The organism is Candidatus Rhabdochlamydia oedothoracis (genome assembly GCF_019453995.1).
In the GTDB taxonomy this organism is placed as follows: Bacteria; Chlamydiota; Chlamydiia; order Chlamydiales; family Rhabdochlamydiaceae; genus Rhabdochlamydia; species Rhabdochlamydia oedothoracis.
Map to the genome: position 1 here is coordinate 76,244 of NZ_CP075587.1, position 23,945 is coordinate 100,188.

Consider the following 23,945-nt stretch of genomic DNA (forward strand, 5'->3'; position numbering starts at 1 on the left):
TTGCTAGAATCTAAAATTCAATCTTTAATCCAAGGAACTTCTCTAAAAAAATGGGCAAAACAGGCGCAGAGCTTAACTTCCACCTATCGTCAGAAAAAAGATCAAACAGAACCGCTTTCTTCAGATTCTCTTAGAATAGCTTATTTGTGTTCCCGTCTTCCGGCTACCTATGCTGCGATCTCTTATGTCTTCAAGGAGCTACAAAAACACTTTGATCTTTCTTTAGTTCGTTCTCTTCTGGACTGCGGGGCAGGTCCGGCAAGTGTTCTTTTAGCAGCCGAGTCTTTTTTTTCGCTACAACAAGCAACCCTTATAGAAAGAGACCCTGGTTTTATTAAACTAGGAAAGCTATTGTCTCATCCAACAGATGTAGAAGTTACCTGGATGTTGCAAGATATCACAAAGGGGATCCCTTCTTCTGCTAAAGATCTGGTTGTAGCCTCTTATTCTTTATGTGAGGTTGGCAAAGAGAATCAACTGCAAATAATAGAAACCCTCTGGAACAAAACAGAGCAGATTTTCATTTTGCTCGAACCTGGCACCTCTAAAGGGTTTCATTTTATCCGGAAAACAAGAGAGAGGTTGCTTGGCTTAGGGGCCTTTTTAGTAGCTCCTTGTCCGCATAGAGAAAACTGTCCTATAGCCAAAGGCGATTGGTGTCATTTTTCTGTGCGATTGCCTAGGTCTTCTGTCCACCGCCAGTTAAAAGAAGGATCTTTAAACTATGAGGATGAAAAATTCTCCTATCTGATCTTCTCTCGCACACCTGTTTCTACTAGCTTCTCTCGTGTGATTCGCTACCCTTTCAAAGGATCGGGATTTGTAAAGCTGAAACTCTGTACAGAATCAGGCCTTGTAGAAAAGACGATCAGTCGAAAGGATAAAGAGCTCTACTCTATTGCTAAAAAAACTGAGTGGGGAGATGAGTTGAAATAAAACTCGTTTTCTTATGGAATTTAACATAGAAAATTTTGACAGTTATGTTTTTCTATGTTAATTTCTATGTTAATTCATGGAGATCATCTTATGATGCTAGAACAGCTTCTGTCAAGAAATGAAGGAAAAACACTTGAGTTTAAAGAAAATAGCCAATCTTTGCAAAAAATTGTACAAACTGTAATTGCTTTTGCTAACACAGCTGGAGGTGTGTTACTTATTGGCATCAAGAATGAGACAAAAGAAGTGATTGGTTTGTCAGATATCTTGAAGGAAGAGGAAAAAATTGCTAATGCTATTGCTGACTCGGTTTCTCCTTTACTTATTCCAAATTTACAATTTTGCTCTTGGCGAGAACGTGATATTTTAATCGTCACTGTCCCCTATATCCCAGGTCTTTTTCACCTAAAATCTAAAGGAGAAGTTGAGGGAACGTTCATACGTCTTGGATCGACCAATCGTTTAGCGGATGCACATATTATTGCTGAGATACGTCGTTTAAAAGAACACACATCTTTTGATCAGCTTCCTGATTGCAGATTTTCTTTTGATGATTTTGATTTTGAGCTAGCTAAACAATTGTTTTTGACCGTAGGAAAAACATTTACGCAGGCAAAGGCTAAAGCTTTAGAATTATTTACTACCTATCAATCAGAAACCTATCCAACAAAAGGAGGCCTTTTACTTTTCGGAAAAAATCGAGATAGGATTTTCATTGATCCAATTGTTAGAATGGCTCGTTTTGAAGGAATTTTAAAAAATGCAGCTATTGATGAACAAGAAATTAAAAGCCCTCTTCCACAAGCATTGGAAGAGGTTCTTTCTTTTATCCGTCGCCACACTTCTATGAGTTTTTCCATAAAAGGAATTAGGCGTGAAGAAACGCCACAATACGCTCCCATGCTTCTTCGTGAAGCTATTATGAATGCTTTAATCCACGCTGACTATGCTAATCATCGTTCTCCCATTCAAATTGCTATTTTTGATGATCGATTAGAGGTTACTAATCCTGGATCTTTGCCATTTGGACTAAGTCTTGATAGCGCCCTTTCTGGAGTTTCTCAGCTTCGTAATAAAGTATTAGGAAGAACATTCCGAGAGCTAAAATTGACCGAACACTGGGGTTCTGGACTCAAAAGAATGCTAGATGTTTGTCAACATCAGCATATTCCTCTACCAAAATTTGAAGAGTTAGGCCATTTTTTTCGTTTGACACTCTATCCAAAGTCAATAAAGAACATTCCTTCTGCTTTTTGGCAAGAACCTATTTTTCATTACTTAAAAAAGCATGACAAAATCCATGCTAAGATGGCTCAAGAGATTTGGAAAGTTACACGCCGTACAACTACAACCCGCCTTAAGGAGATGTGCCAAGAGGGATCGCTTGTGGAAATATCAACAAGTTTCAAGGATCCTCAAAAATTTTTTGTTTTACCTAAACATGGAAAATAATATAGATCTCAAAATACCTCTGTCTATTCTACCGAAAAAGAATTTAGTCCAAATTGTCGTATTTCAAATCACTGATACGACAATTTGGGTTGATTTCTTTTGAAAAATGATAAATCTCGATTTTATGATTAAGCCTTGTTTTTCTATTCTTATTTTTAAAGGATATCTTTAATGCCGAAACAGATTCAAAAAATACTTTTTCCCTATGCGTTAGTCGTCTTATTTGCCTATATTGGCTTTTCTTTGCCTCTTCCGATCTTGCCTAAGATGTTTTTAGATTCTCAAACTTCGATTGCACCGCATCTTTCTTACCAGATAAGAATGGTTCTATTAGGAACTGTTATGGCTGCTTTTCCTTTGGGGCAGTTTTTGGGGTCTCCTGTTTTAGGATCTCTTTCTGATCGACACGGAAGAAAAAAAGTCGTTCTTTTTTCTTTGATGGGAACTACGATTGGATATTTAATGATTGCTTTTTCTCTATACCATTATTCAATTACTGGAATGGTAATTGGTTTGATTGTATGTGGTTTTTGCGAAGGAAATGTGACAATAGCTCAATCCGTGATTGCTGATGTGACAGGATTGGATGAGCACAAGCATCGAAAACCTGTGTATTTCGGTTGGTTGAATATTTGTATTTCTCTAGGATTTATCATTGGTCCTTTGATGGGAGGAGTATTGGCAGATTCAAACCTGGTTCCTTGGTTTACCTTTGCCACTCCTTTTTGGATAGCTGCATTGATGACTTTAACGGGAATTTTAGTGATTGCTTGGTATGCAAAAGAAACATTGCAGCTACGCAGAGTAGAGAAAATCGTTATTTTTCCTTCTTTGTTTGGAAAACTCAAAGCGCCTAAAATTAGGCTGTTTTATTTATGTAATTTGTTACTGGCTATAGGATATTTTTCCTTTTTTCGCTTCTTGCCTGTCTTCTTAGAAAGGCAGTTTCATTTTTCTCCAGCTGTTTTGTCTTATGAAATGGTTTACACTTCTTTCTCTTTGATGTTAGGTGTGCTTTTTTTGATTCCTTGGCTTTCTCGTCGTTTGAAACCTATTCAAGTGCTTTGTCTATTTTCCTTTCTGTTGTCCCTAAGTTTTGTAGCTGTTGTTTTACCAACAAATGTATATGTTTTGCTTCTTACTATCCCTTTAGTGGGCTTATGTTTAGGAGTTGTCATTACACACGGTTCGTTATTGATTTCTAATGCAGCGGAAAGCCATATACAAGGACAGGCTTTGGGGGTATTGACCTCTGTACAAACCCTGGCAGAAATTATAACCGGAATCTTTGGAAGTATTCTAGCAGTGGGTATTTTTACTATGCCGATTTATATCGGTGCTGCAATGGTATTTTTGTGTGGAATCTTATTATGGTTGCAAATGAAAAGAGAGGCGAAATGTTAACAGGATCTATCGTTGCTTTAATCACTCCGTTTACACAAGAGGGAGCTATTGATTATTTAGCGCTGGACACTTTAATCGAATGGCATATTGCACAAGGCTCTCAAGGGATTGTTCTATGTGGTTCTACAGGAGAGGGTACAAGTTTATCCTTGCAAGAGAAGTTACACATTTTCAAGCAGGGGGTTCAAATTGCAAATGGACGTATTCCTATCATTGCAGGGACAGGCACTAGCAGCACGTCTACTACAGTTGAGCTTACTCAAGCAGCAAAAGATATCGGTGTTCATGCTTGTCTTGTGATTGTACCTTACTATACCAAGCCCAGTGTTCAAGGGTGTATTGCCCATTATAAAGAGGTGTGTTCTGTAAACATTCCCATTTTTGTTTATCATCATCCAGGAAGAACAGGCATTAAGCTTCCTATGGAGGCCTTAGTAGAGATTGCAAAAGATCCTTATGTATGCGGAATTAAAGAGAGTACAGCGGATATTGAGTATGTGGTTAGACTTTCCCAAGAGATAAAGAAGCCTCTTTTTTGCGGTGATGATCATTTGGTAGTTCCTTTGATGGCATTAAAATTTAAAGGATGTATCTCTGTAATAGCAAACCTCATTCCTAAACAGTGGCAGCAATTGCTTTGTATGCTATCCGATCAAAACTTTGAAGAAGCTGGAAAGCTGTATGAAAAATATCACTCTTTATGCGCGAGTTTATTTCTCGAGAGCAATCCGCAATGTGTAAAATATGCTCTCTATCAAATGGGTTATTGCCTCTCCCTCTTACGCCTTCCTTTAATGCAACCGAGTAGGGACGTAAAAGAGAGAATTAGAGAGGAAATGCAAGCATTGGGTTTAAGCTCAAATCTCGATCTTAGCGGAGTAAGTAGCTAGATTGTGATATTTAGCCAAAATAAGCTTTACCTCGGTTAAGAATTCTTGTGTTTGCTCTTTGGCGCAGCCTACTAAATGTTTTGCTGCAGTCATTTTTTTGAGTTCATCTAAAGAGAGACCTATTTCTGGATCGCTAGCAATTTTATGTAAAAGATCACAGGTTTTGCCTTCTTCTTTGATTTCGCGGCTAGCTAAAAGACTGTGTCCTCTTAATCGCTCGTGCATTTTTTGGCGATCTTTTCCCCGTTTGGCCAACTGCATTAAAATATGCTCTGTTGCTAAAAAAGGCATTTCTTCTGCTAAATGTTTTTCAATCATTTTAGGATAGATCACCAAATCAGAAGTGATAAAACATAAAAGATCTAAGATAGCGTCAGCGCATAAAAAAGCCTCTGGGACACACAAACGCCTATTTGCAGAATCATCTAAGCTACGCTCTAACCATTGTGTAGCTGCTGTATAAAGAGGATTTTCGTTTAAAGAAAATAAGAAACGGGAAAGCCCACAAATACGCTCGCTGCGCATGGGATTTCGTTTATAGGGCATTGCGGATGAGCCTACTTGAGTGGAAGAAAAAGGTTCTTCTATTTCCTTAAGATGTGCTAACAAGCGCAAATCGGTTGCAAACTTATGAGCAGAAACAGCTATTTGACTTAAAAAAGTGATGATCGAAATATCTTGCTTACGAGGATATGTTTGAGAAGAGATGAGAAGCAGATGATGAAAGCCTAGTTCTTTGGCAACTAATTGATCTAAGGCTTGTACTTTTTCTCTGCTTCCCAGCAGGTTTAAAAAAGAGGCTTGTGTCCCTGTGGCTCCTTTAGCTCCTAAAAAACGAAGTTCTTTAATCACAGAGCCGCATTGTTCTAAATCAAACTTCAAATCTTGTAGCCAAAGACAGGCTCTTTTTCCCACAGTTGTGGGTTGAGCTGGCTGAAAATGCGTATAGCTTAAACAAACAAGACCCACGTGCTTTTCAGCAAAAACACACAACTGACGAATGACTTGAATCAATTTTTTTTCTAATAATTGTAGTGCTTTTCTCATGAGAATCAGATCGGCATTATCAGTAACAAAACAAGAAGTAGCTCCTAGGTGGATAATAGGGCCAGCTTTAGGACATTGATCTGCAAAGGTGTAAATGTGTGCCATGACATCATGGCCGAATTTTTTTTCATAAATAGCTGCTTTTGCGAAGTTGATCGAATGAGAGGCCTCTTGCATCTCTTCTATCTGCTCTTGTGAAATAGTAAGCCCTAGTTGTTTTTGCGCTTTGGCAAGAGCGATCCATAGCTGTCTCCACGTGGCATATCTGGAATGGGGAGAGAAAATAGCAGACATTTCTGCACTGGCATAGCGAGAAGCTAATAGGGAAGTATAATGATCAGTCATGAAGAGATTCAACCGAGGTTTTAAGTTCTTTGAGCAAGCTAAAGAGTTGCTGTTTTTGTTTATCTGTAGGATAAAAAGTAGAGGTTTTTATTTTAGCTAGGGTTTTTCTTAAATTTAAGATAGTAATATTTGCTACATCTTGGGCTCTTTTATCTTTAATTGATAAAGGGAAGGTGATGCGGATGAGCTCTAATAATTCTTGTTTAGATTGCCCTTGATAGGTTTTTATAATGTGCTGTTTTTGCGCAAGAGGTCCTTGGCGACTGGCTAAGCTATAAGCCGCTTGACGTGGGATAAGATCTAATTGAGCTTGCAGGGCAGCAGGAATGGCACTGTGTAGCTCATAATACTGCAGAAAATTATAAGGGGTTTGTCTATTTCCATAGGTGCAAATGAGCCAAGCGCTAAAAGCTCCTTCTTGATAACTGGTTAAAATCTGCTGTGCTTTTTGTATTCTCTCTCCATGCAAAATGATGGCTTGGCTATTGATCGCTTTTACTTCTGCTGTAAGAGCGGATAGGTATTCTAGATCTGGGATGACTTCTTGGTTTTTATTTTTGTATTGATCGAGAATGTTTTTTAACGTTTGTTTTTCCGTTTCATTAAGAACAGTTACGCGAAACACCCCAGCAAAGCTGGAGAGATTTCCACTAGAGGATAATTCCACTAAATTAGTCATTTTCGAAAGCTTCTCAGAAGCTGTTTTTAAACGCTGCGAGAGAAGAGTATTTATTTTGGCCATGGATGTCCAGCTGTTTTACATACGGGTTAAGAGCTCTTTAGTGAGCGAAATATAATCTTCAGAAGCTCTGCTTTTAGGAGCTATTTCAAAGAGAGGTTTACCAAAGATGGAAGCTTCTGAAACGCTGATATCGCGACGCACTTTTGTCTGCAGCATTTTTCCAGGAAAAGTGCTTTCTATGATTTCTAAAAAAGCTTGATTGCTTTTTCCACGAGGATTCCAAAAGGAAAGAGCTACACCTAAGACCTGTAGTGAGTGACGATCTGCAATACTTTGCATAAATTCAGATAAACGCTGTAATCCTTTGATGCTATAGAATTCAGGTGCTACGCAAACAAGGGAATAATCCGCTGCGATCAAAGCCGATTCTGTTAGCCAACATAAAGAAGGAGGGGTATCTATAATAATGGTATCGTATTGCAAAAGATTTAAAATTTGTTTAAGACGCTCATGGGAATAACGATCAGCTGCCAGAGCTCCTCTTACTTCAACTCTTTCTAGATAGGTATCGGCGGGGATTAGGTCAAGATTAGCAATTCCACTAGGCAGAATTACTTCATGGATGTTTTTTGTTCCTTGCAGAACAGAGGCAATGCTATCTTGAGCGTCAGGATCGTAACCCATTCCTGCTGTTAAATTCGCTTGTGCATCAAAATCGATCAAGAGCACTTTCTGTTGATGAAATTTAGCAAGAGCTGCTCCCAAATGCAAGGAGGTAGATGTTTTAGCTGTCCCTCCTTTAAAACTACTAACTGCAATTCTAGGCATTCACTTCCTCTGCAAAATAAGATGTTAAAGAGTAATCACTCCTCTCTTGCTCAATCTTATGCAAAAAAACATTCAACGCAAGCTCTCCATGCACAACATTATCGCGAGTGCGCAAATTAATCGATTGATTCTCTAGTTCTTTATCGCCTAAAATCAGAATATAATTGTATTGCATGAGTTGTGCATTTCTCACTTTTTTATTCACTGATTCATGAGAAGCATCTACATCGCTTTGAAATCCTGTCTGTTTAATGACCGAACACACTTCATTGGCATAAGGTTCATGTCTATCTGCTATAGGTATAATTCTTAATTGGGAAGGGCTTAGCCATAGAGGGAATTTACCTACAAAATGTTCGATCAAAATTCCCATAAAGCGCTCAACTGAGCCAAACAAGGCGCGATGGATCATAATCGGGCGTTTCAATTGACCATCTTTATCCATATATTCCAATTCAAACTTCTCAGGCAAAGCCATATCGAGTTGAATGGTTCCACATTGCCAGCTGCGAGATAGCGCATCTGTAATGTGGATATCAATTTTAGGACCATAAAAAGCTCCATCTGCCTCATTGATCCGATAAGGTTTTCCCCAAGTATCAAGGGCTTCTTTTAATCCGTTTGTTGCAATTTCCCAATCTTCATCAGAGCCAATGCTATTCTCTGGTTTAGTGGAAAGTTCTAAACGATAAGATAAGCCGAATTTGCTATAGGTTTCTTCAATCAGTGCAATCACACTCAAAATTTCTTGTTTAATATCAGACTTTTGCATGAAAAGATGCGCATCATCTTGATGAAAACTGCGTACACGAAATAGTCCACTTAATGCTCCTGATGCTTCGTGTCTGTGTACGTGACCTAGTTCTGAAATGCGCAAAGGAAGTTCTCTGTAGCTATGAGATTTAGATTTATAATAGAGCATACAGCCAGGGCAGTTCATAGGCTTAATCGCAAAATGACGCTCTTCAATGGAAAAAGTGTACATATTTTCACGATAATGTTCCCAGTGACCAGAGGTTTCCCAAAGTTCTTGGCTCATAATTTGAGGGGTTTTAATCTCTTCGTAACCAGCTTTTTTATGCATGATCTTCCAAAGGTGGATTAATTGATTCCAAACGATCATTCCTTTGGGATGAATAAAAGGCATACCAGGTGCTTCTTCTCTAATGGAAAATAAATCAAGCTTGGGACCTAAAATTTTGTGATCTCGTTTTTTAGCTTCTTCCAGAAAGGTTATATATTCTTTGAGCATTTTTCGATCGGGAAAGGAAATCGCATAAATTCGAGTCAACATTTCGCGTTTAGAATCTCCGCGCCAGTAAGCTCCTGCTGTTTTTAAAATTTTAAAAGCTTTAATTTTGCCTAGATTAGGTAAATGAGGCCCCCTGCAAAGATCAAAAAACTCTGCTTGCTCATAAGCGGTAATGATTCCCTCTTCTGAAAATCCTTCTATGAGTTCCCCTTTGTAAGGATTATTTTTAAAAACTAAAAGAGCTTCTTTTTTATCAGCTAGCACATGTCTTATAGGTTCATGATTTTCGCTGATGATTTTATAAACCTCTTTCTCTATGTTTTCGAAATCGGTATCAGATATTTTTAAGTTCGCAAAATCGTAGTAAAATCCTTGTTCAATAGGAGGACCGATTGTTGGTTTTGCCTCTGGAAATAATCGCAAAACCGCTTGAGCTAGAACATGTGCAGAGGTATGCCAAAAAATTTCTTTTCCTTCTTTGCTAGCAAAGTCGATCAAACTTAATTGATCCCCCTCATGTAAAATACTAGAGAGATCGCAGATAGCTCCATTGAGTTTAACAGCTAGGGATTGCTCTGGGGCTACTTTGTGCAATTTTTCTGCTACATCTTTTGCGCTGCTACCCGGTGGCATCTCATATTCTTTTTTATCGATACAGACTAACATAAGTAATAAACCTTGATTTTTGGATTTTTTGAATTGGCCCTTTCAACCTTGAAGTGCACAAAAAAGAACATATAAATACTTGAAAAAACATCTATTGTGCACCCGAGCATAGCATGTTTGTAGATAATCTCGTAAACACTTCTAGTGGAGTTTCGAAGTTGAGAGCCTTTCTAGGTCTGTTATTTAGTAAAGTTTCCACCCTTTCTATATCCTTGGAAGTCGTATCTAAAAAGCTTTGTGTTTTAGGAAAATATTGCCTAACTAGTCCGTTTGTATGCTCATTTAAGCCTCTTTCCCAAGAATGGTAGGGCGTTGCAAAGTAGAAGTCTGTCTCTAGCTCGAAACTAACCATTTGGTGATAGGCAAATTCTTTTCCGTTGTCTGCTGTTAATGTGTGTACAAAATCTTTGATAGGTTTAAGTTGTTCAATTAACGCTTGACTTACTTCCTCTGCAGTTTTATGAGAAACTTTGGCGAGCTTAGTTAGCTTGGAAGTTCTTTCTACCATTGATACAATTACGCCTTTATGTCCTGCCCCTATGACTGTATCTAGTTCCCAGTCTCCTAAACGAGTCTTTTTTTCTACAATACAAGGCCGTTGCTTAATATCTATACGACCAGGCATGTTCCCTCTTCCAGAAGCTCCCTTTCTCTGCTTGTTATATTTTTTCCCTCGATGACGGAGCTCTCTATAAAGCTGTCCTCCCTGTCGTTTATCTTTCCAGATATGATTATAGATGGTCTCATGACTAACATGTTCTTTACCATGTCTTTTAAGCCATCCGGATATTTGTATAGGGCTCCATTGCAACTTGATTTTTTCTTCAATACGGGTAACTATTTGAGGAGTCATTTTTTTATTGGGCTGAGAATTTTTTCTAAGAAATGCTTTTTCTTGAGCTTGCTGATGACGGTATCCTCGTTGCCCTTTATTTCTCTTAAGTTCCCTACTAATAGTGCTATGATGAACTTTTAGAATGTTTGCTATTGAGCTAGATGTATCTCCTCTAGCTTTTAAAATATAAATCTGACATCTTTGGTCATAGGTTAGGTGATGGTAGCCTTTAGGCAAGGTCTCTCCTTGTGTTTGATTGTTAAAAATCACAATAGAGATTCTTTCATCGCCTGCCTATTCTTTTTTTAATTCTTCTGTGCACTTCAAACTTGAAAAGACTAGTGATTTTAAATCACAACAAGAGAAAATAGAAAGTTGAAAAAAAACTTGAGAGGAGATCTCTTTTGCCAAGCCAAATCGTATTTGCTTTAGATAATAAAGAGATTTTGCAACAAACTTATGATTTGCTACTGTCTCATTCTAAAAAGTCTTTATTTGATCTTGAGGAGGAAAGGGTATTTTCTCATTTAATTGATCACTCTTTTTTACAGATGAGTTTTTCTTTTCGCTCTCTTTTCCGCGCTCGTCAATTAGCTAACTTATTAATTGATAGACAAGGAGAATTAGACCAAAAAATCCTGGAAAAAACTATTGATTTTTTAGAAAATAAGGGGTTTATTTGTTACCCCAATGGGTATAGCGACTCTGTGATAACAGAACATCAGCTTATAATCTTAAAGCAATTTACCTCTCAAAAAATTATAAAACTTCTCTATCGATTTTCACCCCCTGTTTGTCATAAAGCAGCAGAGAATCTTCTGTTTGATTCTTTAGGAATTTCTGCAGGTAAACCACATACATCTGATATACGTCGCGGCGTTCTTTGTGCTAGCTTAACTCCCTTGCGTCAAAACATCGGCTCTTGTTTTGCTACAGCACCAGGGATTCTTGTACAGAAAGAACAACTAGCTCTATTTTTAGTCGACCTCTATCAACTTTTAAGCACAGGTCAGCTAAAAAGAACCCATAATGGCAATGAATACATTGCTATCTTGAACACAACGTATACAAGCATTTATTGTAAACAAAGTCTGCATGAAAGAGCTTTACTATCCCCTGGGATTTTACAAGCCTTAAAAGTCTGTGGGGTAATCGATCAAAAACGATCCTTGGAAAAGCAAATCCAGCAGATGCAAAACATCTGCTCGCTCCTACTCTCTTCTTGCTCAACCGTAACAGACCTTTTGCAAAAAGTGCTTGAAAAGTCCACAAATCAGCCTGTTCAAAAGATGCAATCCGCATTCACAGGTTTGACGGAGAATGCTTTATTAAAAGCATGGGAGTTTACGCTAGCTTCTTTTTCCGAGGCTGATCCGCAACTAATCCGTTGGCATCTATATACAGCACTTGGGTTTTCTCCAGAAGAATCGGAGGGTTTGGGTTCTGTTATCTACAGCTGTCTTCAAGAGAAGTTAGAAATCTATCATCAAGAGATAGGGATATTGCAGAAAGAAATTGAGGTTACAGCAGATCAATTACGAGCTGTACAAGGAGTATTACATCGCGCTGATGCGACAAGCCGTATACGAAGTTTTCAAGCAGAATATCAAAGCCTCTCTCACCATTTACAATCTTGCATAGATCGTCGAGACCAACTGATCAGCGAAGCTAATGATTTAAACTCTTTATTTTCGATGATTGTCCAGTATTACCTAGATCAATTTTCTAGCTATTTTCAGGAAGTATACGATCCACAGCTAGTGAGTATAAGCGATGAAGATGCTTCTGCTGGTTTTCGCCTCTTTTACAAACATGGAAGAACAGATGCTTCTCTTTGGACAGCTATTGAAACAGAAAAAGAGTTTAACCAATTCTTACGCGACTTCTTTTTAGCTACAGAGTCTTTGCTCTTTATCCAAGCCAAAGAGCAAAAAGTCATTACAGAAATGGTAGCTGCTATTGTATTGCACCTTCATCAGAATGCTTTTTTCTTAAACGTCCAAAAACGCATGAAGAGCAAAGAACCCTGGTGTTACATCTCAGGAGGAACGATGAAAACCCTGGTTCAAAATTATTTCTGCACAGATAAAGTCACATTGGAACAAAGGGTAGTGGAGAGCCCGCTTGAGCTGTTAATCTTTTTACTAGATACGTTAAAAGAGATGCCGCCAGCTCATCTCACACAAACACTATTGATGAACTCGCCGGTACACGCTTTTCTTCTTCTTACATCAGAGCCTTTGTTTAAACAAGGATGGCAGGATAACGGTTTTACTTATACTTGGGTGCGTGATGCATTTATCCATCCTGGTGTCCAGTTTTATCAACAGATGCTTTTAAGCCCACAAATGCAGCAATATCTCTTGCAGCAGATCTCTTCAGATAAAATAAACTATCCTCTACAAACACCCAAAGAATTCAGAGAGCAAACTCTAGATGCATTTCCCAAAATAGCTCCTGATGACATAGATGCTTTTCTCTATCAGCAATTGCCCCTAACTCCAGCTGCAAACTGCAAAAAGGATTTACAGAAGCTCCTCTCTTCTGTCTTGAATCCCAAAATGCAAGAAATCATAGAGCAATTTTCTCTGCCAAAAGCAGCTTTTATCTCCGCAGCTCAAATGAAAAAAATAGCCAAATCTTGTTTATTGCTTGCTCAAAACTCCATCGGTTTTTCTTTTGATATACATAGCTTCATCACCCATGCTGCTTATAAAATAGGGCTTTCTCCTCGATGCCTAATTTTTGCAGATACCAATTGGTCGGGTTTCTATTTTGGTTTTGTGATCAATCCAGGGACTCAAGATTTAGAGCTTTGGAGATTTGATGCAAGTCAATCAATGGGGTTTCCCATGAGTTCTTGGAAAAAATGGCTCGAGTCTGAAAATAAACCTTGGATAGTGTATGTAAAGCCCTCGGAGTATCGCTTTCCCTTGCATTCTTATGGCATGTAAATGGGTTGAAAAAGCTATTATGCTTGTTTGCATTCAAATTAAGAGTTTGAATACATAAACATTTTTAGGCCCTTTCAACCTTGAAGTGCACAAAAAAGAACATATAAATACTTGAAAAAACATCTATTGTGCACCCGAGCATAGCATGTTTGTAGATAATCTCGTAAACACTTCTAGTGGAGTTTCGAAGTTGAGAGCCTTTCTAGGTCTGTTATTTAGTAAAGTTTCCACCCTTTCTATATCCTTGGAAGTCGTATCTAAAAAGCTTTGTGTTTTAGGAAAATATTGCCTAACTAGTCCGTTTGTATGCTCATTTAAGCCTCTTTCCCAAGAATGGTAGGGCGTTGCAAAGTAGAAGTCTGTCTCTAGCTCGAAACTAACCATTTGGTGATAGGCAAATTCTTTTCCGTTGTCTGCTGTTAATGTGTGTACAAAATCTTTGATAGGTTTAAGTTGTTCAATTAACGCTTGACTTACTTCCTCTGCAGTTTTATGAGAAACTTTGGCGAGCTTAGTTAGCTTGGAAGTTCTTTCTACCATTGATACAATTACGCCTTTATGTCCTGCCCCTATGACTGTATCTAGTTCCCAGTCTCCTAAACGAGTCTTTTTTTCTACAATACAAGGCCGTTGCTTAATATCTATACGACCAGGCATGTTCCCTCTTCCAGAAGCTCCCTTTCTCTGCTTGTTATATTTTTTCCCTCGATGACGGAGCTCTCTATAAAGCTGTCCTCCCTGTCGTTTATCTTTCCAGATATGATTATAGATGGTCTCATGACTAACATGTTCTTTACCATGTCTTTTAAGCCATCCGGATATTTGTATAGGGCTCCATTGCAACTTGATTTTTTCTTCAATACGGGTAACTATTTGAGGAGTCATTTTTTTATTGGGCTGAGAATTTTTTCTAAGAAATGCTTTTTCTTGAGCTTGCTGATGACGGTATCCTCGTTGCCCTTTATTTCTCTTAAGTTCCCTACTAATAGTGCTATGATGAACTTTTAGAATGTTTGCTATTGAGCTAGATGTATCTCCTCTAGCTTTTAAAATATAAATCTGACATCTTTGGTCATAGGTTAGGTGATGGTAGCCTTTAGGCAAGGTCTCTCCTTGTGTTTGATTGTTAAAAATCACAATAGAGATTCTTTCATCGCCTGCCTATTCTTTTTTTAATTCTTCTGTGCACTTCAAACTTGAAAAGACTTTATATAAAAGATATAGTGGTTTAAATTTATTTTTTCTTTTAAGTATATATTTCTAAAAACGCTTTATCAATAGCTTCTGAGAGCCTGTTTAAAATCTTTTCAAAAGTAGAGCAATAAAAAGAACCACCATATTCAGGCTTGTATGTAGTTTTCTTTCGCAATTTTTCCATAGCCTGCAGCATTTTTCTATCCACGCAAAAGAACGCTCTACAACCCATCTTCTAAGGCGGGCCATAATTTACTTCCAAAGGTTTTATGAAAACTATCATTATGCCTTACTGAGAAGATTTTAAACAGGCTCTGAGAGAGTAGAAAATGTGTTATAGTTATTTAAAATTTTATTGATAAATTTGTATATTTTTCTCCAACAAAATATATGGAGGTAGAGAAATGCCTAAACCTTATTCAATGGATCTAAGAGCCTGTTTAAAATCTTTTCAGTAAGGCATATAGAAGCATTTTCACTACATAAAAACCATTTGTTCGTTGTAAAAAGTGTTTTAGCAGATGGAGGATATTCTGGAGAAAGATTTGCAAAGAGTGTGCAGGAAATATTAGGATGTATATTAAAAATAGCCAAAAGAAATGCACTTCATACTTTTACAGTTATTCCCAAAAGATGGGTTGTAGAGCGTTCTTTTGCGTGGATAGAAAAATGTCGCAGGCTATGGAAAAATTGCGAAAGAAAACTACATACAAGCCTGAGTATGGTGGTTCTCGCTTTTATTGCTCTACTTTTGAAAAGATTTTAAACAGGCTCTAAGAAAACGAGTGCTTCAATACCTAGAAGAAAATAACGACAAAATGAAGGCCAGCCAGCTATTTCAAGTTGGGATTGCAACTGTCTCTACCGATGGGTAAAGCGTAAGAAACAAAGAGGAAACGTAGAACCTCTAAAAAAGAAAAGCACTTATAGTTATTTAAATCTACATTGATAAAACAGCTTGATCTAAGGCTTCGGATAAATTAGCTACAGTAGGTAAAAGTTCTCGGATTTTCGTTTTCATATTGGCCCAATATTTTTCGATAGGATTTAAGTCCGGTGAATAAGGCGGGAGAAAGAGCATTTCGTATCCACTTTCCTCTATCAATGTTCTAGTTGTCTTTGATTTATGAAAGCTCGCGTTATCGAGAATCAAAACTTGGCCATAAGTCAAATTTGGAATCAATTCCTGTTTTAGCCATACATTAAATAGATCCGTATGGCAAGTTCCTTCAAAACAACATCGGTGCCAGCAATTTCTTCCCTTGTAGTGCCGAAATTACACTCTGTCTACCAAATCGTTTTCCTGAAATTCCTCCAAATATTTGTTTTCCCCTCGCGCTCCTCGCATATTGCCTATGCACATATTGACTGATTCCGCTCTGATCCAAATAGACCCTTTTTTCAGGAGAAATTGCTTCTATCTTTTTTAGATATTCCGCTCTTGCTTCCGCATTCCTTTCCTTATAAAACGCAATCTTTTTTTTCTTGTGATCTTGAGTCTTTTCAAAGCGTAAAAGATTGCTTGCAAAGTCAAACCAAAATGCTTTGCAATCTCTGATAAAAAATGACCGGGGTTTTTTTCTACATAAGCGATTAATCTCTGATCATCAATTTTCTTATAAGTGCTTTTCTTTTTTAGAGGTTCTACGTTTCCTCTTTGTTTCTTACGCTTTACCCATCGGTAGACAGTTGCAATCCCAACTTGAAATAGCTGGCTGGCCTTCATTTTGTCGTTATTTTCTTCTAGGTATTGAAGCACTCGTTTTCTTAGATCCATTGAATAAGGTTTAGGCATTTCTCTACCTCCATATATTTTGTTGGAGAAAAATATACAACTTTATCAATAAAATTTTAAATAACTATATATGATATTTTTTGTGGAATTTTGTACATTTTAAAAAGTGGTTGCCAGTGGCGTATGTTACCCATAGAATATCCTAAATGGGAATGATGTTATTATTATTTCCCTCTTTGGAATAAAAAAGATGATAAAAATTCTAAGAGTATTCTTGAAATAGTTTTAAAAAAAATGGGTTGGCGAGGTCAGAAAAAGCAGTGGTCGGAAAGAGAAAACAAGCTTTGTAATTATTGATGCTCAAAGTGTTAAAAATACTGATACAGCGGAGAAGAAAGGATATGATGCAGGGGAAAAAATATCAGGAATAAAAAGACATATAGCAGTCGATACCCAAGGGCTTCCTCATGCGATTCACATTACCACCGCTAATATCACTGACAGAAATGGGTGTATAGAAGCATTTTCACTACATAAAAATCATTTGTTCGGTGTAAAAAATGTTTTAGCAGATGGAGGATATTCTGGAGAAAAATTTGCAAAGAGTGTGCAGGAAATATTAGGATGTATAGTAGAAATAGCTAAAAGAAATACACTTCATACTTTTACAGTTATTCCCAAAAGATGGGTTGTAGAGCGTTCTTTTGCGTGGATAGAAAAATGTCGCAGGCTATGGAAAAATTGCGAAAGAAAACTACATACAAGCCTGAATATGGTGGTTCTTGCTTTTATTGCTCTACTTTTGAAAAGATTTTAAACAGGCTCTTAGGCATTTCTCTACCTCCATATATTTTGTTGGAGAAAAATATACTAGTGCCGATTCAAACGGCTAGCTTAATGGGATTTAAGTCAACGACTTGAAACTTGTCGTTTATCCTACATTTCAAAATATCTGTTATTTTCGGTATCTCTTCTAAGAAGAATCCTCTAATTGCCTGAAAAAAAGTCACCGACGTTTCGTAATATCGATTGTATACCTTCTTTTCCTTTAAGATCTTCCACAAGCGTTCAATAGGATTCAAATTCGGCGAATAAGGAGGGAGATAGTGCACTTTAATCCTAGAAGACATCAGAAACTCTTCTAGTTTCTTATTTTTGTTTGATCTTGCATTATCCAAAATTACATGAATAATTCGAGCCTCTGTCTGTTTTTCTAGCTTCTTGAAAAAATCGAGCATTGCATCGGCATCAACTGTCTTATATTCCTCTGTAAAAATCTTCATTCCTGTCAGGCAAAGAGCTCCAGCAAAATGCAATCGCAATTGTTTCCCGGATGTCTGCAAAGTCTTTTGAACGCCTTTTTTGATCCATCCACATACGGCTTGGGACTGATGTTCAGGATGCACAGCATCTATGAAATAGATCTCTTCATCAGGGTTTAAGGTCTCCTTTAAAGCCCTATATTGTTCTATGAAAATTCGTTGTTTTTCAGGATCTAATTTCCCAGGAATCTTTTTAGGACGTTTATAAACAAATCCGTGCTGTATGAGCCAATCTGTCATGCCACTTCGGGAATATTTTATCCCATATTGCTCATGCACATAAGCTATGATCCCTTTGACTTTAAGATAGGTCTTTTCCTGTAGGTGTTTTAGTAGAGACTCTTTTTGGTCTTGTGAAAGTTTTGATTTGCTACCGCCTCGAGGGCTACTTCCAGTTTTATTTTCGGAATCATATTCTCTGAGGTATTTCTGAACAGTGATAGGGCTTATCCGGAGTGTTTTAGCAAGATTTTTTGTTGAGATACCCTCATCATAGCCCAAAATTACACAAAGCCTATTCCGTTCAGAATAGTCTTTTGGATGCTTTAACTTGTGTTCTAAGTCAGCTCTCTGGCTAAGGATCAGTTTTTTCATACTCAATAGCTTAACACAAAACAAAATATTTTTCTATACGATTGAATCGGAACCACTATATACAACTTTATCAATAAAATTTTAAATAACTATATAAGAAAATTGATGATCAGAGATTAATCGCTTATGTAGAAAAAAACCCCGATCATTTTTTATCAGAGATTGCAAAGCATTTTGGTTTGACTTTGCAAGCGATTTTTTACGCTTTGAAAAGACTCAAGATTACAAGAAAAAAAAGATTGCGTTTTATAAGGAAAGGAACGCGGAAGCAAGAGCGGAATATCTAAAAAAGATAGAGGCAATTTCTCCTGAAAAAAGGGTCTATTTGGATCAGAGCGGAATCAGTCAATATGTGCATAGGCAATATGCGAGGAGCGCGAGGGGAAAACAAATATTTGGAGGAATTTCAGGAAAACGATTTGGTAGACAGAGTGTAATTTCGGCACTACAAGGGAAGAAATTGCTGGCACCGATGTGTTTTGAAGGAACTTGCCATACGGATCTATTTAATGTATGGCTAAAACAGGAATTGATTCCAAATTTGACTCATGGCCAAGTTTTGATTCTCGATAACGCGAGCTTTCATAAATCAAAGACAACTAGAACATTGATAGAGGAAAGTGGATACGAAATGCTCTTTCTCCCGCCTTATTCACCGGACTTAAATCCTATCGAAAAATATTGGGCCAATATGAAAACGAAAATCCGAGAACTTTTACCTACTGTAGCTAATTTATCCGAAGCCTTAGATCAAGCTGTTTTATCAATTTCAATTTAAATAACTATAACAGCAGACAACAGACCTAGAAAGGCTCTCAACTTCGAAACTCCAATAGAAGCGTTTAGGAGATTATCTACAAACATGCTATGCTCGGGTGCACAATAGATGTTTTTTTAATTATTTATATGTTCTTTTTTGTACACTTCGAGGTTGAAAGGGCCCTGTCTAAAAAAAGGTGACAAGATCACTTTTTTCTAATGCATTTCAGTATATAGTGGTTCCGATTCAATCGTATAGAAAAATATTTTGTTTTGTGTTAAGCTATTGAGCATGAAAAAACTGATCCCTAGCCAGAGAGCTGTCTTAGAACACAAGTTAAAGCATCCAAAAGACTATTCTGAACGGAATAGGCTTTGTGTAATTTTGGGCTATGATGAGGGTATCTCAACAAAAAATCTTGCTAAAGCACTCCGGATAAGCCCTATCACTGTTCAGGAATACCTCAGAGAATATGATTCCGAAAATAAAACTGGAAGTAGCCCTCGAGGCGGTAGCAAATCAAAACTTTCACAAGACCAAACAGAGTCTCTACTAAAACACCTACAGGAAAAGACCTATCTTAAAGTCAAAGGGATCATAGCTTATGTGCATGAGCAATATGGGATAAAATATTCCCAAAGTGGCATGACAGATTGGCTCATACAGCACGGATTTGTTTATAAACGTCCTAAAAAGATTCCTGGGAAATTAGATCCTGAAAAACAACGAATTTTCATAGAACAATATATGGCTTTAAAGGAGACATTAAACCCTGATGAAGAGATCTATTTCATAGATGCTGTGCATCCTGAACATCAGTCCCAAGCCGTATGTGGATGGATCAAAAAAGGCGTTCAAAAGACTTTGCAGACATCCGGGAAACAATTGCGATTGCATTTTGCTGGAGCTCTTTGCCTGACAGGAATGAAGATTTTTACAGAGGAATATAAGACAGTTGATGCCGATGCAATGCTCGATTTTTTCAAGAAGCTAGAAAAACAGACAGAGGCTCGAATTATTCATGTAATTTTGGATAATGCGAGATCAAACAAAAATAAGAAACTAGAAGAGTTTCTGATGTCTTCTAGGATTAAAGTGCACTATCTCCCTCCTTATTCGCCGAATTTGAATCCTATTGAACGCTTGTGGAAGATCTTAAAGGAAAAGACGGTATACAATCGATATTACGAAACGTCGGTGACTTTTTTTCAGGCAATTAGAGGATTCTTCTTAGAAGAGATACCGAAAATAACAGATATTTTGAAATGTAGGATAAACGACAAGTTTCAAGTCGTTGACTTAAATCCCATTAAGCTAGCCGTTTGAATCGGCACTAGTATAGAACATTTTTTTGATCTTGCATTCTTTGCATCATACACTAGATAATTTAAGATTATGCAAAAAAATTATCTATTTTTAAGTGCACTACTCATTTGTAATAGTGGCTTTGGTCTGTATACATTCAACCCCGGCTCACCTGGTATTCCTGAAGAAGGACTTTTTTTATCGAAACAGTCTTGGCTTAGGATCAAGATGGGTTATGAGTATGATCATGTTCAGAATCGTAAGCTTAAGGTTCTGCGTCAAAATGCTCTGCAGGTTAAAAACATGCCTAAGGCAAAGCTAACCAGTAATTTTGGGACATTTACAGCATCTATCAATCAGCGTTTGGATCTTTATTTTGAACTGGGAAAAATGCATGCAGAGTTTACGCAGCGCCTTTATCCTCAAGGTCCTGATATCTCTTATAAGTCCCATAGCTATTTTGCATGGGGCGGTGGTGGAAGAGCTATTCTAGTTTATTGGGGAGACACGCAAGTGGGACTTGCCGCAAGCTATAGAGCTGTGCGTCCTGATCTTTATGCCATTTTAGTAGATCAAGAATCGCATCTTCCGCAAAAAACAACAATGTTTTGTTACGAATGGCAGGTGAGTATGGGACTCTATCATCGCTTTTCTTACTTGATCCCTTATATCGCTCTACAATGTGCAGATTTTCAAGGAAAAATCAGGCATCTTCCCTCAATTCCTGTCTTTCCCAGAGGGTATTTTTCTTTTAAAAGTCAGCACCTATTTGGCTTGGTTTTAGGTTGTGGTCTCACAAATCAACGTGGGTTTGATTGTAATTTTGAAGCACGTTTCTTTAATGAAAAAGCATTTACGCTAAGTGCAGATTTGAGTTTTTAATAGAAAGACTTTGCCTGCAGGATATTTTTTAAAGAAAATACTATTCAAAAATACTTTTGAGCGATATCATTTTTTCTTAAATCTCATGAGTGATCTCTTATCATTCATGAACTTCTCAGCAATAGAAATTTTTAACGGTGTTGCTTCTATTTTCTTTGAAATAAAGAAAGATTTCCTTTATAAAATCTTGAGATTGTTTTTAATTTTTTCTATTAATCAGTTGATCTTAGTGTTGGGTATTTTTGAGATCTTCTCTAGTAATTTCTTAAATATTTTGCCCCCGTATAAAAAATTAATCTGGAGCTAATAATGAAAGTAGATTTGAAACGCTGCTTATTCCTTTTAAGCACCGTATTTGTTGCTTCTTCTGCAATGGCAGCAACAATTGACGAAGCAGATGATCTTGATCAAAGAGACATTGGTGCATTGCGTGATTGGATTAATACAAAACGCCAAGTGACTATTAAAGAGTCAGGTGGATCTTTATCCATTAGTGGAGAGGTTCGTACAGAATTTCAACATACTCATGAAACTGCAAATGGTGTGAATCAAAGAGGACCTAATGGAGTAGTATTTGGTAGCGATGGTCTACCTATTCCCTCTAATGGTTTTGATATTGAAGTGAATTTGATGTTTGACTATCGAACAGATCGTTCATGGGCAGCCGTTAAGTTAGAATTCGACAACGAAGCAGGAATTATAAGCGGAACTTTAAATAAGCTAAAGTTAGAAAGAGCTATCTGGGGTTATCGTATTTTTGATCGAAGCAATTGGGGTTTAGATGTCGAGTTAGGACGCCGCCGTATGTCTTCTATGCTTGATTCAAAGGTAGAGTTTAACTCGTTTTTTGATGGTGTGTGTTTTAAGTATGGTCATAATATCGATCCCATTGGAAGCGCTTACTTACATGCAGGTATTTTTCTTGTTAATGAATGGAAAGAACAGTTTGGTTATGTAGGAGAAATTGGTCTTCTCAATCTTTTTAAAACCGGTTTTTATACCAAATATTCCGTTATTGATTGGGATACAAAGAAATTTACCGACTCTATTGATAAACAACGTTTTGATTTTATTGTTTCTCAATTAATTCTTGGGTATCGCTTTAATGCCTTTTGTTCGAAGAAACCAGTACAAATCTATTTAGCTGGTTTATACAATCACAAAGCACGAAAATTGCCGATTACAGATAATCAAAAAGCGAATTGGGGTGCTTACTTAGGGGTTTCCATGGGAGAGCTTAAGAAAAAAGGCGACTGGGCTTTTGATATTAATGGACAGCTTCTTGCTGCACAATGCGTACCTGATTTTGATGTATCGGGAATTGGTACAGGAAATGCATCTTCTATTGGATTTTATACTGTAAAACTAGATGGCAAAGGTGGTCTTAACACTATAAAGACAGCAGGCGGTAATGTAAATTATCAAGGATATCAAATAACCTTTGATTACTTATTTACCAATCAGATTGATATTCAGCTTAGCTGGATGCAGTCCATTAAGTTGAATAAGCATATCGGTCCCTATTGTCGTTTTAGGCAAGTAGAAGTAGAAGTAATCTACGGTTTTTAAATCTTTAAAAGCCCTGTTAACTGCAGGGCTTTTTTCTTCATCAAAAAAATCTTCCTATTTAATTTCGTTTCATCTTTCATTTGTGCTAAGATGAGTCTTTTCAAGTTTGAAGTGCACAGAAGAATTAAAAAAAGAATAGGCAGGCGATGAAAGAATCTCTATTGTGATTTTTAACAATCAAACACAAGGAGAGACCTTGCCTAAAGGCTACCATCACCTAACCTATGACCAAAGATGTCAGATTTATATTTTAAAAGCTAGAGGAGATACATCTAGCTCAATAGCAAACATTCTAAAAGTTCATCATAGCACTATTAGTAGGGAACTTAAGAGAAATAAAGGGCAACGAGGATACCGTCATCAGCAAGCTCAAGAAAAAGCATTTCTTAGAAAAAATTCTCAGCCCAATAAAAAAATGACTCCTCAAATAGTTACCCGTATTGAAGAAAAAATCAAGTTGCAATGGAGCCCTATACAAATATCCGGATGGCTTAAAAGACATGGTAAAGAACATGTTAGTCATGAGACCATCTATAATCATATCTGGAAAGATAAACGACAGGGAGGACAGCTTTATAGAGAGCTCCGTCATCGAGGGAAAAAATATAACAAGCAGAGAAAGGGAGCTTCTGGAAGAGGGAACATGCCTGGTCGTATAGATATTAAGCAACGGCCTTGTATTGTAGAAAAAAAGACTCGTTTAGGAGACTGGGAACTAGATACAGTCATAGGGGCAGGACATAAAGGCGTAATTGTATCAATGGTAGAAAGAACTTCCAAGCTAACTAAGCTCGCCAAAGTTTCTCATAAAACTGCAGAGGAAGTAAGTCAAGCGTTAATTGAACAACTTAAACCTATCAAAGATTTTGTACACACATTAACAGCAGACAACGGAAAAGAATTTGCCTATCACCAAATGGTTAGTTTCGAGCTAGAGACAGACTTCTACTTTGCAACGCCCTACCATTCTTGGGAAAGAGGCTTAAATGAGCATACAAACGGACTAGTTAGGCAATATTTTCCTAAAACACAAAGCTTTTTAGATACGACTTCCAAGGATATAGAAAGGGTGGAAACTTTACTAAATAACAGACCTAGAAAGGCTCTCAACTTCGAAACTCCACTAGAAGTGTTTACGAGATTATCTACAAACATGCTATGCTCGGGTGCACAATAGATGTTTTTTCAAGTATTTATATGTTCTTTTTTGTGCACTTCAAGGTTGAAAGGGCCATGAATAAAACTCTTTAAAAAGAAAAAATATGCATCAAGATCTATTTGAGGAATTCCCAA

General features: G+C 37.3%; 20 protein-coding genes and 5 pseudogenes. 14 read left to right on the forward strand and 11 right to left on the reverse strand.

Going from position 1 to position 23,945, the window contains the following annotated elements:
- The 4 genes from RHABOEDO_RS00360 to dapA all read left to right on the forward strand — a co-directional run bounded on the left by RHABOEDO_RS00360 (nt 1) and on the right by dapA (nt 4,682).
- Nucleotides 1-936 carry a small ribosomal subunit Rsm22 family protein gene (locus tag RHABOEDO_RS00360; protein WP_220017636.1) on the forward strand — a complete coding sequence of 312 codons (936 nt, stop codon included), beginning with the start codon at nt 1-3 and terminating at the stop codon, nt 934-936.
- A gap of 90 nt (nt 937-1,026) precedes the next feature.
- Entirely contained in the window at nt 1,027-2,388 is a 1,362-nt protein-coding gene (locus tag RHABOEDO_RS00365; RefSeq protein WP_220017637.1) for an ATP-binding protein, read from the forward strand.
- A 171-nt stretch (nt 2,389-2,559) separates the two neighbouring features.
- Nucleotides 2,560-3,792, forward strand: coding sequence for an MFS transporter (locus RHABOEDO_RS00370; RefSeq protein ID WP_215217134.1), 1,233 nt, complete (start codon nt 2,560-2,562; stop codon nt 3,790-3,792).
- A complete protein-coding gene (dapA, locus tag RHABOEDO_RS00375; protein WP_215217133.1) occupies nt 3,786-4,682 on the forward strand; it encodes a 4-hydroxy-tetrahydrodipicolinate synthase in 897 nt (298 codons plus the stop codon). The genes RHABOEDO_RS00370 and dapA overlap by 7 nt, the downstream gene beginning before the upstream one ends.
- On the opposite strand, the gene purB is transcribed toward dapA, so the two are convergent.
- From purB to RHABOEDO_RS00400, 5 genes are all read right to left on the reverse strand, one after another.
- Nucleotides 4,650-6,074, reverse strand: a complete 1,425-nt coding sequence (gene purB / locus RHABOEDO_RS00380; protein WP_245397526.1) for an adenylosuccinate lyase — start codon at nt 6,072-6,074, stop codon at nt 4,650-4,652. The two genes, dapA and purB, sit on opposite strands and share 33 nt — an antisense overlap.
- Nucleotides 6,067-6,816, reverse strand: a complete 750-nt coding sequence (locus RHABOEDO_RS00385; protein WP_215217131.1) for a CT583 family protein — start codon at nt 6,814-6,816, stop codon at nt 6,067-6,069. The genes purB and RHABOEDO_RS00385 overlap by 8 nt, the downstream gene beginning before the upstream one ends.
- A 15-nt stretch (nt 6,817-6,831) precedes the next feature.
- Nucleotides 6,832-7,584 carry a ParA family protein gene (locus RHABOEDO_RS00390; RefSeq protein WP_215217130.1) on the reverse strand — a complete coding sequence of 251 codons (753 nt, stop codon included), beginning with the start codon at nt 7,582-7,584 and terminating at the stop codon, nt 6,832-6,834.
- Entirely contained in the window at nt 7,577-9,502 is a 1,926-nt protein-coding gene (gene thrS, locus RHABOEDO_RS00395) for a threonine--tRNA ligase (RefSeq protein WP_215217129.1), read from the reverse strand. The genes RHABOEDO_RS00390 and thrS overlap by 8 nt, the downstream gene beginning before the upstream one ends.
- 91 nt (nt 9,503-9,593) lie before the next feature.
- A complete protein-coding gene (locus tag RHABOEDO_RS00400; RefSeq protein WP_215216525.1) occupies nt 9,594-10,607 on the reverse strand; it encodes an IS30 family transposase in 1,014 nt (337 codons plus the stop codon).
- A gap of 134 nt (nt 10,608-10,741) precedes the next feature.
- Between RHABOEDO_RS00400 and RHABOEDO_RS00405 the strand changes: the two genes are divergently transcribed.
- Nucleotides 10,742-13,291: a hypothetical protein gene (locus tag RHABOEDO_RS00405; protein WP_215217697.1), complete on the forward strand. Its 2,550-nt coding sequence runs from the start codon at nt 10,742-10,744 to the stop codon at nt 13,289-13,291.
- A 123-nt stretch (nt 13,292-13,414) separates the two neighbouring features.
- On the opposite strand, the gene RHABOEDO_RS00410 is transcribed toward RHABOEDO_RS00405, so the two are convergent.
- A complete protein-coding gene (locus RHABOEDO_RS00410; RefSeq protein ID WP_215216525.1) occupies nt 13,415-14,428 on the reverse strand; it encodes an IS30 family transposase in 1,014 nt (337 codons plus the stop codon).
- Nucleotides 14,429-14,587: 159 nt separating this feature from the next.
- Nucleotides 14,588-14,722, reverse strand: a pseudogene (locus RHABOEDO_RS00415) (transposase); the annotation flags it as partial.
- A gap of 256 nt (nt 14,723-14,978) precedes the next feature.
- On the opposite strand from RHABOEDO_RS00415, the pseudogene RHABOEDO_RS00420 reads away from it, so the two are divergent.
- Nucleotides 14,979-15,251 (forward strand): annotated as a pseudogene (locus tag RHABOEDO_RS00420) (transposase); the annotation flags it as partial.
- A gap of 10 nt (nt 15,252-15,261) precedes the next feature.
- Nucleotides 15,262-15,360 (forward strand): annotated as a pseudogene (locus RHABOEDO_RS00425) (hypothetical protein); the annotation flags it as partial.
- 65 nt (nt 15,361-15,425) lie between these two features.
- Here the strand turns inward: RHABOEDO_RS00425 and RHABOEDO_RS00430 are convergent.
- The 3 genes and pseudogenes from RHABOEDO_RS00430 to RHABOEDO_RS00440 all read right to left on the reverse strand — a co-directional run.
- A pseudogene (locus RHABOEDO_RS00430) lies at nt 15,426-15,671 on the reverse strand (transposase); the annotation flags it as partial.
- A gap of 43 nt (nt 15,672-15,714) precedes the next feature.
- Entirely contained in the window at nt 15,715-15,873 is a 159-nt protein-coding gene (locus RHABOEDO_RS00435; protein ID WP_220017640.1) for a hypothetical protein, read from the reverse strand.
- A gap of 38 nt (nt 15,874-15,911) precedes the next feature.
- Nucleotides 15,912-16,280 (reverse strand): IS630 transposase-related protein, encoded by a 369-nt coding sequence (locus RHABOEDO_RS00440; protein ID WP_220017641.1) that lies wholly within the window; start codon nt 16,278-16,280, stop codon nt 15,912-15,914.
- 60 nt (nt 16,281-16,340) lie between these two features.
- On the opposite strand from RHABOEDO_RS00440, the pseudogene RHABOEDO_RS00450 reads away from it, so the two are divergent.
- Nucleotides 16,341-17,037: pseudogene (locus RHABOEDO_RS00450) on the forward strand (IS5 family transposase); the annotation flags it as partial.
- A gap of 64 nt (nt 17,038-17,101) precedes the next feature.
- Here RHABOEDO_RS00450 and RHABOEDO_RS00455 read toward each other — a convergent pair.
- Nucleotides 17,102-18,136: an IS630 family transposase gene (locus tag RHABOEDO_RS00455; RefSeq protein WP_220017642.1), complete on the reverse strand. Its 1,035-nt coding sequence runs from the start codon at nt 18,134-18,136 to the stop codon at nt 17,102-17,104.
- A 101-nt stretch (nt 18,137-18,237) separates the two neighbouring features.
- Between RHABOEDO_RS00455 and RHABOEDO_RS10635 the strand changes: the two genes are divergently transcribed.
- From RHABOEDO_RS10635 to RHABOEDO_RS00480, 6 genes are all read left to right on the forward strand, one after another.
- A complete protein-coding gene (locus tag RHABOEDO_RS10635; protein ID WP_281069586.1) occupies nt 18,238-18,423 on the forward strand; it encodes an IS630 transposase-related protein in 186 nt (61 codons plus the stop codon).
- The gene (locus tag RHABOEDO_RS00460) at nt 18,375-18,914 is read left to right on the forward strand and encodes an IS630 family transposase (RefSeq protein WP_245397620.1); all 540 of its coding nucleotides are present in this window, start codon (nt 18,375-18,377) and stop codon (nt 18,912-18,914) included. The genes RHABOEDO_RS10635 and RHABOEDO_RS00460 overlap by 49 nt, the downstream gene beginning before the upstream one ends.
- 273 nt (nt 18,915-19,187) lie before the next feature.
- Nucleotides 19,188-20,222, forward strand: coding sequence for an IS630 family transposase (locus RHABOEDO_RS00465; RefSeq protein ID WP_220017643.1), 1,035 nt, complete (start codon nt 19,188-19,190; stop codon nt 20,220-20,222).
- A gap of 69 nt (nt 20,223-20,291) precedes the next feature.
- Complete coding sequence (locus tag RHABOEDO_RS00470; protein WP_215217718.1) at nt 20,292-21,083, forward strand: hypothetical protein; 792 nt, start codon at nt 20,292-20,294, stop codon at nt 21,081-21,083.
- Nucleotides 21,084-21,392: 309 nt separating this feature from the next.
- A complete protein-coding gene (locus RHABOEDO_RS00475) occupies nt 21,393-22,652 on the forward strand; it encodes a hypothetical protein (protein ID WP_215217717.1) in 1,260 nt (419 codons plus the stop codon).
- 163 nt (nt 22,653-22,815) lie between these two features.
- Nucleotides 22,816-23,829 (forward strand): IS30 family transposase, encoded by a 1,014-nt coding sequence (locus RHABOEDO_RS00480; protein WP_215216525.1) that lies wholly within the window; start codon nt 22,816-22,818, stop codon nt 23,827-23,829.
- The last annotated feature ends 116 nt before the right edge of the window (nt 23,830-23,945 follow it).